Below are 17,806 nucleotides of genomic sequence, written 5' to 3'. Positions count from 1 at the left end.
TAGCAAAAATAGCTCTTCGCCACAGCCTACACATTCTACTCCCGGAAAATGTTTTTCGTGAGTCTCCTCTTCGCTCATACTTCGTTTCATATGCTTTCATAGCAACCTACTTTCTTAATCAAGAACAGATTTTAGTATTAATCTAAAAAAATTTAAAAAAGTTGAAATTATTTTTCATTTCTGACAATATATTGTGTAAGAGGGTATCTATGAAAATGTTGTTATTTCGATATAAAATGACGATATTTGTAGAATATTTTCTCATTATTTTGTGTAAAGGGGAGAAGTAAAATGGTTTATGCATTTCCAAACACTGAAGGGTCGGTAGTTCAATTCAAAGAGAAATATAATAATTATATTGGTGGGGAATGGACATCTCCAGTGAAAGGACAATACTTTGACAATGTTACACCTGTTACTGGACAAGTTTTTACACAAGTAGCTCGTTCTACTGCTGAGGATATTGAACTTGCACTTGATGCAGCGCATGCCGCAAAAGATGCATGGGGAAGAACATCCGCAACAGAGCGTGCAAACATTTTACTTAAAATTGCGGACCGCATAGAACAAAACTTAGAAAAGTTAGCCGTTGCCGAAACATGGGATAACGGAAAAGCGGTACGTGAGACATTAAATGCAGATATCCCTCTTGCAGTTGATCATTTCCGTTATTTTGCGGGAGCTTTACGTGCACAAGAAGGCGCAGTAAGCCAAATCGATAATGATACTGTCGCTTATCATTTCCATGAGCCAATAGGGGTAGTAGGTCAAATTATCCCTTGGAACTTCCCGTTATTAATGGCTGTTTGGAAGTTAGCACCTGCACTTGCGGCTGGAAACTGTGTAGTGTTAAAGCCTGCAGAGCAAACACCAACTTCGATTATGGTACTCGTTGAATTAATAGAAGATTTATTGCCATCAGGTGTACTAAATGTTGTCAATGGCTTTGGCTTAGAGGCAGGGAAGCCGCTAGCATCGAATCCACGCATCGGTAAAATTGCCTTTACTGGTGAGACAACGACAGGTCGCTTAATTATGCAATATGCTTCACAAAACCTTATTCCAGTTACACTAGAATTGGGCGGTAAGTCGCCAAACATTTTCTTTGAGGATATTATGGACGAAGATGATGCCTTTTTAGATAAAGCAGTTGAGGGCTTTGTATTATTTGCATTAAACCAAGGTGAAGTATGTACATGTCCTTCTCGTGCATTAATTCAAGAATCTATTTACGATAAATTTATGGAGCGTGTCCTACAGCGTGTTGAAGCGATTAAAGTTGGGAATCCACTTGATCCGAATACGATGATGGGTGCGCAAGCTTCAAGTGAGCAAATGGAAAAAATCCTTTCTTACTTAGATATTGGTAAGCAAGAAGGTGCCGAATGCCTAATTGGAGGAGAGAAAAATAATGTAGGATCAGGCTTTGAAAATGGTTACTACATTAAGCCAACTGTCTTCAAAGGACACAATAAAATGCGTATTTTCCAGGAAGAAATTTTCGGGCCAGTTGTTGCTGTAACAACATTTAAAACAAAAGAAGAAGCGTTAGAAATTGCGAATGACACATTATACGGTCTTGGCGCAGGTGTATGGACACGTGATATGAATACAGCTTATCGCTTCGGTCGTGGTATTCAAGCAGGGCGTGTTTGGACAAACTGCTACCATGCTTATCCTGCACATGCAGCGTTCGGTGGCTATAAAATGTCGGGTGTTGGTCGTGAAAACCATAAGATGATGTTAGCTCACTATCAACAAACGAAAAACCTATTAGTTAGCTACAGCGAAAACAAACTTGGTTTCTTCTAATCAATAGGGAGGTGCATGAGCGTGGTCGAGCGTGTTATAGCAACAGAAGAAGCGCTAGCACTAATCGAATTATTGAAAGAAAAGCATGGACCCGTAATATTTCATCAATCAGGTGGATGCTGCGACGGCTCTTCGCCAATGTGTTATCCAGAGGGCGACTTACTATTAGGTGATCAAGATGTTCGCCTAGGAGAGATTGGTGGTGCTCCCTTCTATATGCATAAAAATCAATATGACTATTGGAAGCATACACAAATAATCTTGGACGTTGTCGATGGTAGAGGTGGTATGTTTTCACTTGAAGGCGTTGAAGGTAAACGATTCTTAACAAGATCAAGAGCCTTTTCAACAGAGGAGTTAAAGGAATTAGGGTTAATTTAAAGATTTTAGAGACAGCGGCAAAAAGTATTGCCGCTGTTTTTCTATGTTGATTTTTCTGGAAAAGTGTATGTAAGGCTATATTATTTGGAGAGTTAAATAATCGTAAACGATCTTGTTCAGCATCAGCTCCCCATTCACATTAGATTAATATTACTATATAGGACGCGGGTGAAGCAGCTCATCGGACGCCCCCAGGAAAGCGCTCAGACGGAACGGAAATCAACCTCTCGTTATGGCGATGAGCCTAAATTGATGAATCCTTTTTTTGTTTTATTACGTAAATGTGGAAAAGGAGCGTGTTAAACATGGATTTTGTTATGATTGAAAATCAGTTTACAAATACGGTGGAGGATGTCTCAAAGGCTGTCGGTCGGACGGTTGATCGTAAAATCGTGTTAGCCATTGCTAGCAAATATGTAGCGTCAGGAAAACTCTTTGACTCCGTAAAATATAAAGTAGTATTACAAGAAATGAAAAAGCAAACGTCATGGACATCTCCGTTAAGAACAACGGTAGGTTATAGTATTGCTGCAAATTTGATGGAGCAAGAGGATACAGAACAAGCAGTAAAAAATTTACTGAACAACGTTGACATAATGAAGGAAGCAAAATTTAGAAGTGGGAATTTTAGTTTTATTGGTGCACAGTTTTTAACGGAAGAGGAAAGTGAGAAACGTGCACATGCACAGGTAGCACGCGCATTATTTGACGCAATCCGCAAGCACCATCGATTTTTGACGTCATACGATGATATTCCCTATGCAGTATTGTTAAGTAGCCCATCTGACGACGTTGAGCTACGTGCAGAAACAATGAATCGTTATTATAAAGAATTACGTACGTATAATTTTAATGCAGGTAATGAGCTTCAATGGCTATCGCAAGTACTGACTTTCTTATCACCTCAATATGATAATACGTTAGTGCCTAATGTTGTAACGATCCGTGACACACTAAAAAAACAAGATGTAAAGGTCAAGGCGATGCATTATCCATTACTGGGCTTTTTAGCAATCCTTGAAGTGAATCAAGTACAGCTTCAACAGATTGTTGATTTATATCATGAGTTAAAGGATATGAAACTTTTAAAATGGCATCGTGAATTCGTGTTATTTATGGCCACACAAATTGCTATTTATAATATGGCGAATGTACAACAATCCTTATCAATGTCAATCATGTCGTCCATTGAATTGTTAATTCAAGCACAGCAGGCAGCAATGTTGGCGGCAGTTAGTGCAGCAGCTGTAGCATCAAGCTCTTCGTGATAAAATAAAGAAGAACTTGATTTTTGGAGGTGCATTTGAAGGATGAAGGAAACAAAACTTTGGATGAATGGTGAATGGCAGAACGCAAAGGAAACATATGAACTGAAATCACCCTATAGTGGTGAGGTTATTGCAAAGGTAGCTAAGGCGTCAATTTCTGACGTTGAGCAAGCAATAGAAGGTGCACAGGAGGCATTCCAAACGTTTAAAAAAACAACAGCCTACGAACGTGCCGAAATATTATATAAAGTGGTCGACATTATGCGCCAGCGTAAAGAGGAATTAGCTGAAATTTTGGCTTTAGAGGCGAGTAAGCCAATATCAGCAGGTTTAACTGAAATAGAACGCACAATAGCAACCTATCAATTTGCTGCGGAGGGAGCTAAGCAAGCAAAAGGTGAAATGGTACCGATGGATGCTGCACCCGGGGCAGGGGATCGTATTGGCTGGACAAAACGAGAACCTCTAGGTGTAATTTCAGCCATTGCACCATTTAATTTTCCATTTAATTTAGTGGCACATAAATTAGGTCCTGCTTTTGCAGTGGGAAATACAGTTGTCTTAAAGCCAGCGACGCAAACGCCATTAAGTTCGATCGTGATGGCGGAAATTTTCCAGCAAGCGGGGCTACCTAAAGGTGTGCTTCAAATTATTACAGGTAGCGGTGGGGAGCTAAGTGATACACTTGTGACCCACCCGCTTGTGAAAAAGGTGACATTCACGGGAAGCGGTAAGGTTGGATTGGGCATTAAAGAAAAAGTAGGCTTGCGTAAAGTCACTTTAGAACTTGGTTCCAATGCAGCAGTAATTGTCGAGCCATCGACACCGATTGATAAAATTATTTCGCGTTGTGTCGGTGGTGCCTTTAATTTTGCTGGGCAAGTTTGTATCTCCTTACAACGTATTTATGTACACTCATCTATTATTGATGAATTTACAAAGGCGTTTGTAGCTGAGACAGAGAAATTAGTGGTAGGTGATCCACTAGATACAAATACGGATGTTAGTGCAATGATTAATCCAAAAGAAGTTGAACGTATTCGTCAATGGATTGAGGAAGCAAAGTCACAAGGTGCGGTAGTTGCAACAGGAGGAACATTTACGGAACGTACTTTAACGCCAACTGTTATGACGAATGTGACGGCGGATATGAAAATTGTTTGTCAGGAAACATTCGCGCCAATCGTCTCAATTGTTTCATATGAAACATTAGACGACGCTATTCGACTAGTGAATGAGTCGGAACTTGGCTTAAATGCTGGAATTTATACGAATGTGTTACAAGATGCATTACGTGCAGCGGATGAAATACAGGCAGGTGCGGTTATTATTAATGATATTCCGACATTCAGGGTTGATAATATGCCATACGGCGGCGTGAAAATGAGTGGCTACGGACGCGAAGGTATTAAGTGGGCAATTGAGGAAATGACAGATATGAAATTTATTACGATGAAAAAATCGTTCTAATTTGCATCAGCTCTTTTTCTGCGATACGATGACGAAAGTACATTCATGAAGGGAAGTTGCAAGAACTATGACAAACAACGCAATACCGATGGGCCAGTCACGTACTGTTCAAACGCGTCTCGTATTACCGCCAGATACAAATAATCACAACTCCATTTTTGGTGGAAGAGTGTTAGCTTATATTGATGAAATTGCTGCTATTACAGCAATGAAGCATGCAAAAGGGCATGTAGTTACAGCCTCTATTGATTCGGTTGATTTTTTATCGGCAGCACATGTAGGGGATATTTTAGAAATTGAAAGTATTGTTTCGTCAACGGGACGTTCTTCAATGGAAGTTTATGTTCGAGTTATTTCGAGAAATATTGAAACTCGTGAGGAAAAATTAACGACTGAGTCCTTTGTAACAATGGTTGCAGTAGATGATGACGGTAAACCTAAGCCAGTTCCAGCAATTTACCCTGAAACAGATGCAGAAAAACGTCTGTTTGAAACGGGACCAGCAAGACGAGAGCATCGTAAACAAAAACGTGCATTACCGCATTAATAATGAAAAGGGAAATTGACGTATACGGTCAGTTTCCCTTTTTTACGCTTACATTTTCAACTCATTTACCACATTAATAAGTGAATCGGAAGAAGAAGATACTAGTGTAGCCCCTTGTGACAGTTCAGTAATCAGGTTAGAGATTGCTGAAATATCTCTTGATGTATTGACATACTGCTGTTGAATTCCGGAAACAGCATCGGCGATATCATTAAATGATTTAGATAAACTGTTTTGTGTATCTACGCTATGTTGAATCTTTTGATCAACGTTAATAACTGAATTCGACATTGTTGTAATATTACTTTCAGTTTCTTTAATGAGATGAGAAACATTTTGTACAGCATTTTTTGTTTCTTCTGCCAGCTTACGAACTTCCTCAGCAACAACAGCAAAGCCTTTACCATGCTCACCTGCACGGGCTGCCTCGATAGAAGCATTCAATGCTAATAAGTTAGTTTGATCGGCAATTCCTGTAACTAGCCCTACAATTTCTGATATTTTTTGAGAAGATGTACGTAACTGGTTCATCGTCACTTCGAGACTGTTTACGCTTTGCAAAATAACCTGTATTAAATCATTTTGATCTTGTAGCTGCTGCTGTCCACGTCTGGATTTTTCCTGTGTATCAGCAACGAAAGTTAAGCCTTGCTTTGTAGCTACTGCGATATCATCTGTTTGAGAAGAAATGACTAATAAAGAAGCTGCTGTTTCTTCACTAATCTCATTGAGTTCCTCTGCCGTTTTTTGAATGGTAGTAACAAGTGCATGTTTTGTGTCATCAGCTGCTGAGCGAATGCGTTCCTCTTCTTTTTCATAGGCTTCGATTACAAGCTGCTGCTCGAAGTTAATGATTTTGCAAAAGGCATTGATAGCGCGTATTGCATCATGTTTCGATAGATCTAACTCATTTGTAAAGCGTGTAAATGTCGTTGTTAATGACTGGAATGAGGCGATATACCACTTCGATTGTAGACCAATTCGAACATGGACTTCGGCGATTGCCTTCCGTTCATCAATATAAGAGTCATTAATATGACTTTCGAAAATATCACTCAAATGCTTATGTAAAGTAACTTTTAAACGATCGATTTGTGACGTTCTGTTTATAATATCTAACAAATCTTGGCTCAAACTAATGGCTGCATAAAATTGATCCACCATTTCAGGAACTAAATCCTTAGCTAAAGGCTGTAGTTGTTTAATGATGGCTAAATCCTCAATTGTTAAATCTAAAAGCTGCAACTGTTTTTGAAGTTTTGGATGGTTTGATACATCCAATTGTACATTGTTCTTATAATTTTCAGGTGCTAATGTAATTGAGTAGCTTGAATCGTTCTTTTTTGTAAACCAACTCATTGTTGTTTGCTCCATTCTTTATAAATGCATAGTAAGATATAAAAAAACGAATTGCTTGGTTTGTTAATTTGCGAAAAATATGGTATTTAGTCTATTCTACTATTTTTTGTAGTAAATTTGGTTAAAATTTTAGTTTATTTCTTTATTTTTTTATAGGCATTATAGAGGATTGTCGATTAAAAGTCATGAAATAGACTATTAAAAAGGTAATAGGTAAATTGAATTTGAAATAGGAAACCTGTAAAATACGAACTGTTTAGATTGAACGTAACAATAGTTTTGAGGAGGTATTACATGGAGAAGAAACGTTTCAAATTTGTTATTCCGGTTATGGTAATTGTAGCAATTGGATCGGTTTACATGTTACGAAACTACTATGCTGAAGTACCAGACTTAGATCAACTATTAATTACTATCTGTGCAACATTAGTATCTGGGGTTCTCGCATACTTTTTATTTCCACAGCAAGGCGAAGATAAAATTGATGATCGCGGTCCTTACTAACAGTAAAAAGGCACCTTAGAAAAATCTCTAAGGTGCCTTCAGCTTGTCGACAAAAGAATGAATATAAGCTGATTTCCAAACCGAGTGGACGCTTTTCCACGGGCTAGGCTTCAATTTCCACATCATCTGTGACGTTGGTCCCGAAGGAATCACTATAGCAACATCACTATTAAGGTTTAAATAAACCGAACCATCCTTTAAGTTTAAAGACTCCCAACATAAATAAAACGATAAGAATCATAATTCCGAGCACAATAAAGTAGCTAAATTTCCCGTGTAGCTCTGGCATATAGTCAAAATTCATTCCATAAACACCAGCAATAAATGTTAGAGGAATAAAGATTGTTGAAACAATTGTTAAGGTCATCATGATGCCATTCATGCGACTAGAGCTCATCGCCATATAGCTATCACGCATATCAGCAGTGAGCTCACGGTTGGATTCGATCATTTCGGTGAGTTTAAGCAGATGGTCGTAAATATCTCCGAAATAAGCTCGTTCTGATTTCTTAAGTGAAAATCGGTAAGAGTTAAGGATACGATATAATAGATCACGCATTGGTAAAATGGTGCGTCGTAGATCAAGCAAATCACTACGGAATTCAAACACAACTTTCATAGCATTGGGGTTATTTTGATAGGTAAGCTCATCTTCTAGTGCATTTAAATGATCCTCAATCTTATAGACAAGGGGGAAATAGCTATCAACGATTTTATCGATTACCTGGTATGTTAAATATACTGTGCCGCGTTCCCAATTCTTTGGCTGTTTTTCTAACATCATTTGTACTCGATCTATTTCCGGAGCTACGTTTTTATGAAATGTGACAATGAATTTATTAGAAACAAAAATGTTTACTTCCTCAGCTGTTAATTCTTCGTTAACTCTTTGGATAACAAAGAAATGGAAATCATCATAAAAATCGAGCTTTGGCCGCTGTAAACGCATTAAACAATCTTCTATAGCGAGTGGATGAAAATGAAAAAATGTATCTAACAGTAGTTCTTCCTCATCGGTCGGGCAATTAAAATCGACCCAGTACCATTCAAATTCGTTTTTGTGTATATCTTCAAGCGGAAATTCCTTTATAAGCTTTTGGTCTTTTGTAATTCCAATTGTGCGTATCACAGCATTCACCTCAATTCTGTTCATCCTATCCTAACAGGTGTATATATCTTCACTAGATATGTTCTTTAAAACATATCCAACCGCCAAACAAAGTAGTAGCAAAGAACCTAGATGGTTTTGTAAAGCCTGCCTGCTGTAATAGTGATAAAATGTCCTCTTCACGCATAAATGAAAGAGAACGTATGGATTTCTCCATTTCTGCTACGTCTGATGGTGATAGCTTTGTATGGTGTAGCCAATAAGCACGCCATAAATCAAATTGTAGCTCAGTTTCTAAGGAACCGGGTTGCCCGTATTTTGAGACAAGGACAAATGGGGCACCAGGCTTTAAATTATTCGCTATTTCTTTTAATGTTGCAAGCTTCTCTTGATCATCTTGTATAAAATGAAGCACTAATACACAGCTTGCTGCATCAAACCTCACTGCAGGTAGCTGAGTATCTAGTATAGTTCCTTGATATAAAGAAATATTATTAGGTATGGATTTTAAACGTTCACCAGCTATTTGTAGCATCGCTTCCGACGGATCTATGCCAACAAATGACCAATGAGGTCTTTCCTCAGCGAGCTGTAAAATTTCATTACCGCTTCCGGAGCCAACTACTAAAAATTCAGCGTTCTCATGTAACGCAGATTGGTAAAAGGTTTGTGTTAAACGTAGCATTGCATCATAGCTAGGTAGCGTGCGACGAATACCTTTTTCGTATTCGTTTGCAAGTTTGTTATTAAACTCCATCGAGTATCACATGCCTTTCAAAAAAATTTATAAATCCAACTTATATTTGAAACTATTTAAAGCGTAGTTCCGTAAATAGTGGTACATAAAATAAAAAAATAAATGGAAGGGTTGATATAAATGGAAACAAAATGGTCTAAGGTAATCATACACGCAAGTGCATTTTTTGCGCCATGGTTAGTACCCATTATATTTTTCTTAATTAGTTCGGAAGAAGAGGTAAAGAGTATTGCTGTGCAAGCCTTATTGTTCCAAATTGTCTTAGGGGTATTACTTACAATTTCGGGTATTTTAAGCTTCCTACTCATTGGTATACCGTTTTTAATTATTTTTGGTATTATGTATTTTATTGCGCCGATTATCGGTATTGTGAAGGCTTTATCTGATGAGTCTTGGCGTTATCCAATTGTTGGTCGCTGGGTATAATTTTTATAGACGCAAGTATATGCTAGTTGCATATGCTTGCGTTTTTTCTATTGCTGAAAAGGGTATCTTATATCTAAGGACAAACGCTTTAACTTCTTTCAGCGGAATTCTCCCACCTCTATAGGTGGTGAGATGAAGCGAGTTTAAGTTACTTTTCAGCTTTTCTGTGTGCGGATTAATTGCAATTATTTTCAAGCGTTTTGTATAATATACTCAAAGAAAGTCAAAGATAGTCAAAGTCAGTGGAGTAAGCGAGGTGTATTCCTAAAATGCGTAATATATCAGACATCATAGAAGGCTACTTAAAGCAAGTACTTGAATTAGGTGGAGAAGGGCATATTGAAATAAAACGTAGTGAAATTGCAGATAAGTTTCAATGCGTGCCCTCACAAATAAATTATGTAATTAATACAAGATTTACTGCCGAACGAGGGTACCTTGTTGAAAGCAAACGTGGTGGTGGTGGATACATTCGAATTTTACGTGTCCGCGCGAATTCACAAATTGATCTAATCGATGATGTCCTCAGGCAAATAGACGGTGGGGCATCGCAAACAATGGCAGAAGATTTAGTGTATCGACTAATTGATGAGCAGGTAATTTCAAAGCGAGAAGCGAAAATAATATTAGCAGCAGTTGATCGTTCAACTATCGATTTGCAACTCCCGTTACGGGATAACATTCGAGCCAAAATTTTACGAGCGATGCTAACAACGATTAAATATGAACAGCAAAAATAAAAGAGGTGATGGAAATGATATGCGAACATTGTAAGCAGCGTAATGCGACAGTTACCGTAACACAAGTTCAAAGTGGTCAAAAGGTGGAGCACCATTATTGTGACGTCTGCGCCTCGCAGTTCCATCCATTTCATGCTGAATTTAAGCAAGAGCCAATATCTATTCAACAGCTATTATCCAATTGGTTTGGTTCACCTACATGGCAGCAACAAAAAGTGGGTGAAAAACAGCAAGCACAACCACAACCGCAAACATGTCCACAATGTGGATTTACGTATAAACAGTTTTTAAAAGAAGGTAAATTTGGATGCCCTAGCTGCTATGACACCTTTAGCGAGCACTTACCGAAGCTGTTTAACCGTATACAGGCCGGTCCTCAACATATAGGGAAAATGCCCGGTGCTCGAAATAATGTTCATGTCATCAAAAAGCAAATTGAAGATATTCGTAAACGTATGAGGATTGCTGTAGATGAAGAACAATTTGAAGAGGCAGCTAAGCTTCGTGATGAAGTGAGGGAACTTGAGAAGCAGCTACAATTTGAAGGTGGTGATGTGTCGTGATGATTGAACCGTTTTTAGAGCGTGCTACACCAATTTGGATGAGTGTGGAGGACGATTATTCAGATATTGTCATTAGTACACGCATCCGCCTTGCTCGAAATTTAGATAGTTATCGTTTTCCATTAGCCTTTACAGAGGATGAAGCATTACAGGTGGAACAGGCAGTTACACATGCAATCAAGGACAGTACAGAACTTCGAGAAAATTATTCATATTTTGCTATTAAAGATTTAACGTCTTTACAGCGTCAAATACTTGTAGAAAAACATTTAATTAGTCCTCAGCTTGCAAAGAAAGAGCGAGATGGTTCCATGCTCTTATCTGATGACGAATCAACTAGCATTATGGTGAACGAAGAAGATCATTTACGCATTCAATGTATGACGGCGAGTTTTCAACTTCAAAAGGCTTACGAGCAGGCCAATAAAATAGATCGTGCCTTAGAGAAAGCTTTGCCTTATGCATTTCGAGATACATTTGGTTATTTAACAAGTTGCCCGACGAATATTGGTACTGGTTTGCGAGCATCCGTCATGATGCACCTGCCAGCCCTTACACTTACGGGTCAGATGAATCAAATTATGAATGCAATGACGCGATTAGGAATGACGGTAAGAGGAATATATGGAGAGGGTAGCGAAAATACAGGTAATGTTTACCAAGTGTCGAATCAGATTACACTAGGTAAAACAGAGGATGATATTTTAGCGGACATCCAAAGTGTCGCTGAAAAAATAATTCAAAAAGAACGGCATGCAAGAGGAAAGTTAATGGAAAAAGCAGAACTAGCCTTAGAAGACCGTGTATACCGTGCTTTAGGTACTTTAACACATGCTCGAATTTTAACGAGTGAGGAAGCTGCTACTTGTCTATCCAATGTTCGTTTAGGGGTAGATTTACAGTTAATTGAAGGTATTAAAGCGACCAAATTAAACGAATGTGTAGTCAGTATGCAGCCTGGATTTTTACAGAATTACGCAGGGGACGTTTTGCCGCCTGCTGAGCGAGATCGCGTACGAGCTGAAATGCTTCGTGAGGCACTATCTCGAGAAAATATGAGTAAGCCTATTATTCGGGGAAAAGGAGAGGATTCATTTGATGTTTAATCGTTTTACACAACGCGCGCAAAAAGTATTACAGCTTGCACAAGAAGAGGCCATTCGTTGGAAACACGAATCAATCGGAACAGAGCATATTCTACTAGGACTTATCCGTGAAGGTGGCGGTATTGCTGCAAAAGCATTAGAAGCCATTGATATTAGTCCTCAAATGATTGAAGAAGGTATTGAAGAGCTTGTAGGGAAAGGTAAAGAGGATGTTGGTCCAATAGTCCATTACACACCTCGAGCTAAAAAAGTAATAGAACTATCAGTCGATGAATCACGTAAATTAGGTCATTCCTATATCGGCACAGAGCATTTACTATTAGCGCTTATTCGTGAAGGTGAAGGTATAGCGGCCCGTGTATTAAATAATGCTGGTGTCGGATTGAATAAGGCTCGTCAGCAAGTGCTATTGTTATTAGGCAATAACGATAATGCTCAATCTGGTCAACAAGCTGCACAGGCTGCCAATACACCAACATTAGATAGCCTTGCGCGTGATTTAACGCAAATTGCTCGTGAAGGCACTTTAGATCCGGTCATTGGTCGAAGCAAGGAAATTACACGTGTTATCGAGGTTCTATCTCGCCGTACAAAAAATAACCCTGTATTAATCGGGGAGCCAGGTGTTGGTAAAACAGCTATTGCTGAAGGCTTAGCGCAGCAAATTATTAATAATGAAGTGCCAGAAATTCTTCGTGATAAACGTGTTATGACACTTGATATGGGGACAGTTGTTGCTGGAACAAAATATCGTGGTGAGTTTGAGGATCGCTTGAAAAAAGTAATGGATGAAATCCGCCAAGCAGGAAATGTTATTTTATTTATCGATGAATTGCATACATTGATCGGTGCAGGTGGTGCAGAAGGTGCCATTGATGCGTCAAATATTTTAAAACCATCATTAGCACGTGGCGAACTTCAATGTATTGGTGCAACGACACTAGATGAGTATCGCAAATATATTGAGAAGGATGCGGCATTAGAGCGCCGTTTCCAACCAATTCAAGTTGATGAGCCAACTGTAGAAGAAGCGATTCTAATTATTCAAGGCTTACGTGATCGTTATGAAGCACATCATCGTGTGAAAATTACAGATGAAGCAATTGAAGCGGCAGCAAAAATGAGTGACCGATATATTTCTGATCGTTTCTTACCAGATAAGGCGATTGACTTAATTGATGAGGCGGGTTCTAAAGTACGCTTACGCTCATTCGCAGTGCCACCAAACTTAAAGGCACTTGAAGATAAGCTTGAAAATGTGCGCTCTGAAAAGAATGCAGCTGTTTCAGGTCAAGAATTTGAAAAGGCAGCGTCATTAAGAGATACAGAGCAAAAGCTAAAAGATGAAATTGAAACTACAAGAAAAAATTGGAAGGAAGAACAAGGTAAAGCCGAATCAAAAGTTACAGTGGATGATGTAGCAGCGGTAGTATCTATGTGGACTGGAATTCCAGTATCGAAAATTGCTTCCGAAGAATCTTCTAAGTTATTACAGCTTGAAGAAGAGTTACACAAACGAGTTGTAGGTCAAGGAGAAGCAGTAGAGGCGATTTCTCGCGCAATTCGTCGTGCAAGAGCTGGCTTGAAAGATCCGAAACGACCAATTGGTTCATTTATTTTCTTAGGCCCTACAGGGGTTGGTAAAACAGAGCTTGCTAGAGCATTAGCTGAGGTTATGTTTGGCGATGAGGACGCAATGATTCGCGTTGATATGTCTGAGTACATGGAAAAACATTCGACTTCACGTTTAGTTGGTTCACCTCCAGGCTATGTAGGCTTTGATGATGGCGGTCAACTAACAGAAAAAGTTCGTCGTAAACCGTATTCAGTAGTATTACTAGATGAAATTGAAAAGGCTCATCCAGATGTTTTCAATATCTTACTTCAAGTACTTGAAGATGGCCGTTTAACAGATTCTAAAGGTCGAGTGGTAGATTTCCGCAACACGGTTGTTATTATGACATCAAACGTTGGTGCAGATGCTTTAAAATATCGTAAAAACCTTGGTTTCAATGTAGGTAGTACTGATACGAAGTATAAAGATATGAAGGGTACAATGCTGGAGGAATTGAAAAAAGCATTCCGCCCAGAATTCTTAAACCGTATCGACGAAATGATCGTCTTCCACTCACTAGAAAAAGAACATTTAAAAGAAATCGTAGCGATGATGGCGAATGCTTTAACAAAACGTCTAAAAGAGCAAGACATTTCGTTAGAGTTAACGGATTCGGCTCTTGAGAAAATTGCAGAGGAAGGCTACGATCCTCAATACGGTGCTCGTCCACTACGTCGTGCATTGCAAAAACAAGTAGAAGACCGTTTATCGGAAGAACTGCTAAAAGGCAATGTAGAGAAGGGCAACCAAGTTATCATTGATTATGTGAATGATGAGTTTGTTGTGAAGAAAAAAGAGGGAGTTTCTACTTCTAAATAATCTTCATATCATACGATAAAGTGAACCTTCGCTTTCGGTACAGATAAATTACTGCACATTCATGCGGGGTAAACATTTCATTTGAAAAGGACAGCAAGGCTTTAAGTGCCAAGCTGTCTTTTTTTATGTACAATATTAAATATAAGAACAAATATTCGAGGTGGATGCAATTTGGCAAAGAAAAAAACAAAATTTGTATGCTCAAGCTGTGGCTATGAATCCGCAAAATGGATGGGAAGATGTCCGGGATGTGGAGAATGGAATAAGATGGTTGAAGAGGTGGAGGTCGTTGCAAAAGGGCCACGTGGGGCATTCCAACATTCTGCTACGGTTACCCAAAAGGCTCTCCCTATTATGCAGATTGAAGTTGCTGAGGAATCACGAGTTGCAACAGAAATGGGTGAGCTTAACCGAGTGTTAGGTGGCGGCATCGTGCCGGGTTCTCTTGTGTTAATTGGGGGGGATCCTGGGATTGGGAAGTCGACGTTATTATTACAAGTATCTGCGTTGCTATCGAATAAGGGACATCGTGTGCTCTATATTTCTGGTGAGGAATCTATCCGTCAAACAAAGCTACGTGCAGAACGTTTAGGCGTGGTATCACAGGAGCTATATATATATTCTGAGACGAATTTAGAGTTTTTAAATCAGACTATTGACGATGTGCAGCCAAAGTTCGTTATTGTCGATTCTATTCAAACTGTTTTTCATCCGGAGGTAACGAGTGCACCTGGTAGTGTATCACAAGTACGTGAATGTACCGCAGAACTTATGCGAATTGCAAAAACAAAGGGAATTGCAATTTTTTTAGTGGGACATGTAACAAAAGAGGGACAAATTGCAGGGCCACGTATTTTGGAGCATATGGTTGATACGGTATTGTATTTTGAAGGAGAACGACATCATAATCACCGTATTTTACGTAGCCAAAAAAACCGCTTTGGCTCTACGAACGAAATTGCTATCTTTGAAATGCTTCAAGGGGGCTTAAAGGAAGTGTTAAACCCGTCTGAATTGTTTTTACAGGAGCGTTCACAGGGGGCGGCAGGGTCAACGATTGTAGCCTCGATGGAAGGTACACGGCCAATTCTAGTTGAAATTCAGTCGCTTGTAACACCAACAAGCTTTAATTATCCAAAACGAATGGCAACGGGTGTCGATCAAAATCGTGTGCAGCTGCTTATGGCAGTCCTTGAAAAGCGAATGGGCCTCATGCTACAGGCACAGGATGCATATATTAAAGTTGCTGGCGGCGTGAAGCTTGATGAGCCTGCCATTGATTTGGCTGTGTTGACAAGCATCGTTTCAAGTTTTAAGGATCAAGCTGTCAGAGCAACGGATTGCTTTGTTGGGGAAGTAGGTTTGACAGGCGAGGTGCGTCGTGTATCACGTATTGAACAACGTGTGATTGAGGCAGCAAAGCTCGGATTTAAACGGGTCTTCATACCGGCCTCGAATATCGGTGGATGGGATTTTCCACAAGGTATTGAGATAGTTGGTGTAGAAACGATAAAAGATGCATTGAATGCTTGCTTTAGAGAGCAATAAAGAAGCTTGTGCATGTTGGACAATGTTCTAACATGCACTTTTAATTTATTTCAGCGGGTGTACAAACATCCGCTGAAATAGAGGAACTCAGTCTAAGAACGCCACGTCCTGTGGCAATAAACATATGTTGCTGCCGCTGCGTTAGCACTACGCTTTCGCACAAAAAACATATGTTGGCCCAAAGCCTCCGGCGGATGTCACGGAAATCGGAAAGGAGTTAATAAAGGATGTTAGCCTAAAATCATCGCATCCATGCGATAACGGCTAACTGACCTGCATCGGTAAAAGCGCCACGTCCTGTGGCATTACCGAAATGACCGACATCGTGTCGGCCCTCGTGCAGGCCAATGCACAAAGCCGATTCCGGACGCAATTATGCCGAGGCATAATTGATTTGCAAGAGTAGAGATTTAGCTTTTGGAATTCATAGATAAGAGGTAGGAAACTCTAAGAGGGGAAATGGCGTCTAAAATAATGTCTGTGAAAGAGTTTGTTTAATGCCGAGCGGATGTCAAAGAGCTGGCTAATTTTTGTGTGAAGGATTTCAGTAATTGGTTTTCTCTGTCATTAGAATCGAAATGATCGATCAAAAGAAGAGATATTAATGATACTTTGATGGGTTCATAAAAGATTTTCTACAGTAAACTATGTATAATTATATATTAAAAATGGGTGGTGACAGTTTATGAAAAAATTTGTTCAAATTGCTTTTTTACTGATTGGAGGAGCATTAGGCCTTGTTTTCTTACCGCCATTATACGAATTGCTTCATTTATCATCTAATCCTTGGCTGGATAATCCTTACGTATCAGTAGCTTTAGGAGCGCTTTTACTGTTTACATTATCGTTTGCCTTTTCAGATTATTTTGTAAGGCTCATTAGCTGGATGGAAGAGGTGTTATTTAAAGTACCTATTGGGGATTTATTATTTGGCACACTTGGACTTATTATCGGATTAATTGTTGCTTATTTCTTAGGCTTTGCAATTGATAGTATTGATTTACCGATTATTACAAAAGTTATACCAATTATACTGTCATTTGTGCTTGGCTATTTAGGGTTCCGTGTAGGCTTTAAAAAGCGAGAGGAATTAATCCAGCTATTTACATTACGTGGTAACAATACGAAGAAAAAATTAACGGAAGGTGGAGAGCCGCAAGAAGCACGAGGAAACTATAAACTGTTAGATACTAGTGTTATTATTGATGGTCGTATTGCAGATATTTCTGAAACCGGCTTTATAGAAGGAACACTAGTTGTACCCCAATTTGTCCTTACTGAGCTCCAGCATATTGCTGATTCTTCAGATACATTAAAGCGTACAAGAGGTCGTCGTGGTTTAGATATTTTAAAGAAATTACAAGATGAGCGTTCGACGAAGGTTGAGATTACTGAAGAGGACTTTGAGGATGTGCAAGAGGTTGACTTAAAGCTAGTACGTCTTGCAAAGAAAAGGGGTAACGATACACAAATTGTTACAAACGACTTTAACCTTAACAAAGTTTGTGAGCTTCACCACGTTAAAGTGCTAAATATCAATGATTTAGCAAATGCAGTAAAGCCTGTCGTTATTCCAGGTGAGGATATGCAAGTGATGGTCATTAAAGATGGCAAAGAGCATAATCAAGGGGTTGCTTATTTAGATGATGGCACAATGATCGTTGTTGAAGGTGGACGTAGCTATATAGGACAGGCAATTACGGTAACCGTAACAAGTGTTCTTCAAACATCAGCAGGTCGTATGATTTTTGCTAAACCAAAGGATGACTAGGAAGTGGGAAAT

The 17,806-nt window shown here is 39.1% G+C and carries 16 protein-coding genes; 13 read left to right on the top strand and 3 right to left on the bottom strand.

What is annotated here, in order from left to right; translation table 11 throughout:
- Positions 1-291: 291 nt before the first annotated feature.
- The 5 genes from adh (at position 292) to ABH968_RS10140 (ending at position 5,478) form a co-directional block, all read left to right on the top strand.
- Positions 292-1,812: an aldehyde dehydrogenase gene (gene adh, locus ABH968_RS10160; protein WP_370043912.1), complete on the top strand. Its 1,521-nt coding sequence runs from the start codon at positions 292-294 to the stop codon at positions 1,810-1,812.
- Between the two features lie 21 nt (positions 1,813-1,833).
- Positions 1,834-2,193 carry a DUF779 domain-containing protein gene (locus ABH968_RS10155; protein ID WP_370043911.1) on the top strand — a complete coding sequence of 120 codons (360 nt, stop codon included), beginning with the start codon at positions 1,834-1,836 and terminating at the stop codon, positions 2,191-2,193.
- Between the two features lie 305 nt (positions 2,194-2,498).
- Positions 2,499-3,461, top strand: coding sequence for a DUF4003 family protein (locus ABH968_RS10150; RefSeq protein WP_370043910.1), 963 nt, complete (start codon positions 2,499-2,501; stop codon positions 3,459-3,461).
- Between the two features lie 42 nt (positions 3,462-3,503).
- A complete protein-coding gene (locus ABH968_RS10145; protein WP_370043909.1) occupies positions 3,504-4,931 on the top strand; it encodes an aldehyde dehydrogenase family protein in 1,428 nt (475 codons plus the stop codon).
- 67 nt (positions 4,932-4,998) lie between these two features.
- Positions 4,999-5,478: an acyl-CoA thioesterase gene (locus tag ABH968_RS10140; RefSeq protein WP_370043908.1), complete on the top strand. Its 480-nt coding sequence runs from the start codon at positions 4,999-5,001 to the stop codon at positions 5,476-5,478.
- A gap of 48 nt (positions 5,479-5,526) precedes the next feature.
- Here ABH968_RS10140 and ABH968_RS10135 read toward each other — a convergent pair whose 3' ends face one another.
- Positions 5,527-6,852 (bottom strand): protoglobin domain-containing protein, encoded by a 1,326-nt coding sequence (locus ABH968_RS10135; RefSeq protein ID WP_483308123.1) that lies wholly within the window; start codon positions 6,850-6,852, stop codon positions 5,527-5,529.
- A gap of 279 nt (positions 6,853-7,131) precedes the next feature.
- On the opposite strand from ABH968_RS10135, the gene ABH968_RS10130 reads away from it, so the two are divergent.
- Positions 7,132-7,341: a hypothetical protein gene (locus ABH968_RS10130; protein WP_053482844.1), complete on the top strand. Its 210-nt coding sequence runs from the start codon at positions 7,132-7,134 to the stop codon at positions 7,339-7,341.
- A 169-nt stretch (positions 7,342-7,510) separates the two neighbouring features.
- On the opposite strand, the gene corA is transcribed toward ABH968_RS10130, so the two are convergent.
- Entirely contained in the window at positions 7,511-8,470 is a 960-nt protein-coding gene (corA, locus tag ABH968_RS10125) for a magnesium/cobalt transporter CorA (protein ID WP_370044015.1), read from the bottom strand.
- 52 nt (positions 8,471-8,522) lie between these two features.
- Complete coding sequence (locus ABH968_RS10120) at positions 8,523-9,206, bottom strand: class I SAM-dependent methyltransferase (RefSeq protein WP_370043906.1); 684 nt, start codon at positions 9,204-9,206, stop codon at positions 8,523-8,525.
- Between the two features lie 120 nt (positions 9,207-9,326).
- On the opposite strand from ABH968_RS10120, the gene ABH968_RS10115 reads away from it, so the two are divergent.
- From ABH968_RS10115 to ABH968_RS10085, 7 genes are all read left to right on the top strand, one after another.
- On the top strand, positions 9,327-9,632 hold the full coding sequence (locus ABH968_RS10115) for a magnetosome magnetite crystal formation protein family (protein ID WP_370043905.1): 306 nt from the start codon (positions 9,327-9,329) through the stop codon (positions 9,630-9,632).
- A 269-nt stretch (positions 9,633-9,901) separates the two neighbouring features.
- Positions 9,902-10,372 carry a CtsR family transcriptional regulator gene (locus ABH968_RS10110; RefSeq protein WP_370043904.1) on the top strand — a complete coding sequence of 157 codons (471 nt, stop codon included), beginning with the start codon at positions 9,902-9,904 and terminating at the stop codon, positions 10,370-10,372.
- A gap of 14 nt (positions 10,373-10,386) precedes the next feature.
- Entirely contained in the window at positions 10,387-10,935 is a 549-nt protein-coding gene (locus tag ABH968_RS10105; RefSeq protein ID WP_370043903.1) for a UvrB/UvrC motif-containing protein, read from the top strand.
- Complete coding sequence (mcsB, locus tag ABH968_RS10100; protein WP_370043902.1) at positions 10,932-12,041, top strand: protein-arginine kinase McsB; 1,110 nt, start codon at positions 10,932-10,934, stop codon at positions 12,039-12,041. Before ABH968_RS10105 ends, mcsB begins: the two co-directional genes overlap by 4 nt.
- Complete coding sequence (locus ABH968_RS10095) at positions 12,031-14,475, top strand: ATP-dependent Clp protease ATP-binding subunit (protein WP_370043901.1); 2,445 nt, start codon at positions 12,031-12,033, stop codon at positions 14,473-14,475. The genes mcsB and ABH968_RS10095 overlap by 11 nt, the downstream gene beginning before the upstream one ends.
- Before the next feature lie 171 nt (positions 14,476-14,646).
- The gene (gene radA, locus ABH968_RS10090) at positions 14,647-16,023 is read left to right on the top strand and encodes a DNA repair protein RadA (RefSeq protein WP_370043900.1); all 1,377 of its coding nucleotides are present in this window, start codon (positions 14,647-14,649) and stop codon (positions 16,021-16,023) included.
- A 685-nt stretch (positions 16,024-16,708) separates the two neighbouring features.
- Positions 16,709-17,794 (top strand): PIN/TRAM domain-containing protein, encoded by a 1,086-nt coding sequence (locus ABH968_RS10085; RefSeq protein WP_370043899.1) that lies wholly within the window; start codon positions 16,709-16,711, stop codon positions 17,792-17,794.
- Positions 17,795-17,806: the final 12 nt, after the last annotated feature.

It is taken from the genome of Lysinibacillus sp. RC79, assembly GCF_041262405.1.
Taxonomy (GTDB): domain Bacteria; phylum Bacillota; class Bacilli; order Bacillales_A; family Planococcaceae; genus Lysinibacillus.
Note: the sequence above shows the minus strand (reverse complement) of the source record. Positions and strands in the feature narration are given on the sequence as shown.

Excerpts from the sequence above, each read along its gene's own strand:
- ABH968_RS10115 (WP_370043905.1), top strand. The coding sequence starts at position 9,327 with ATGGAAACAAAATGGTCTAAGGTAATCATACACGCAAGTGCATTTTTT.
- ABH968_RS10105 (WP_370043903.1), top strand. The coding sequence starts at position 10,387 with ATGATATGCGAACATTGTAAGCAGCGTAATGCGACAGTTACCGTAACA.
- ABH968_RS10150 (WP_370043910.1), top strand. The coding sequence starts at position 2,499 with ATGGATTTTGTTATGATTGAAAATCAGTTTACAAATACGGTGGAGGAT.
- ABH968_RS10120 (WP_370043906.1), bottom strand. The coding sequence starts at position 9,206 with ATGGAGTTTAATAACAAACTTGCAAACGAATACGAAAAAGGTATTCGT.
- ABH968_RS10110 (WP_370043904.1), top strand. The coding sequence starts at position 9,902 with ATGCGTAATATATCAGACATCATAGAAGGCTACTTAAAGCAAGTACTT.
- ABH968_RS10130 (WP_053482844.1), top strand. The coding sequence starts at position 7,132 with ATGGAGAAGAAACGTTTCAAATTTGTTATTCCGGTTATGGTAATTGTA.
- adh (WP_370043912.1), top strand. The coding sequence starts at position 292 with ATGGTTTATGCATTTCCAAACACTGAAGGGTCGGTAGTTCAATTCAAA.
- ABH968_RS10140 (WP_370043908.1), top strand. The coding sequence starts at position 4,999 with ATGACAAACAACGCAATACCGATGGGCCAGTCACGTACTGTTCAAACG.
- ABH968_RS10085 (WP_370043899.1), top strand. The coding sequence starts at position 16,709 with ATGAAAAAATTTGTTCAAATTGCTTTTTTACTGATTGGAGGAGCATTA.
- ABH968_RS10145 (WP_370043909.1), top strand. The coding sequence starts at position 3,504 with ATGAAGGAAACAAAACTTTGGATGAATGGTGAATGGCAGAACGCAAAG.
- ABH968_RS10135 (WP_483308123.1), bottom strand. The coding sequence starts at position 6,852 with ATGGAGCAAACAACAATGAGTTGGTTTACAAAAAAGAACGATTCAAGC.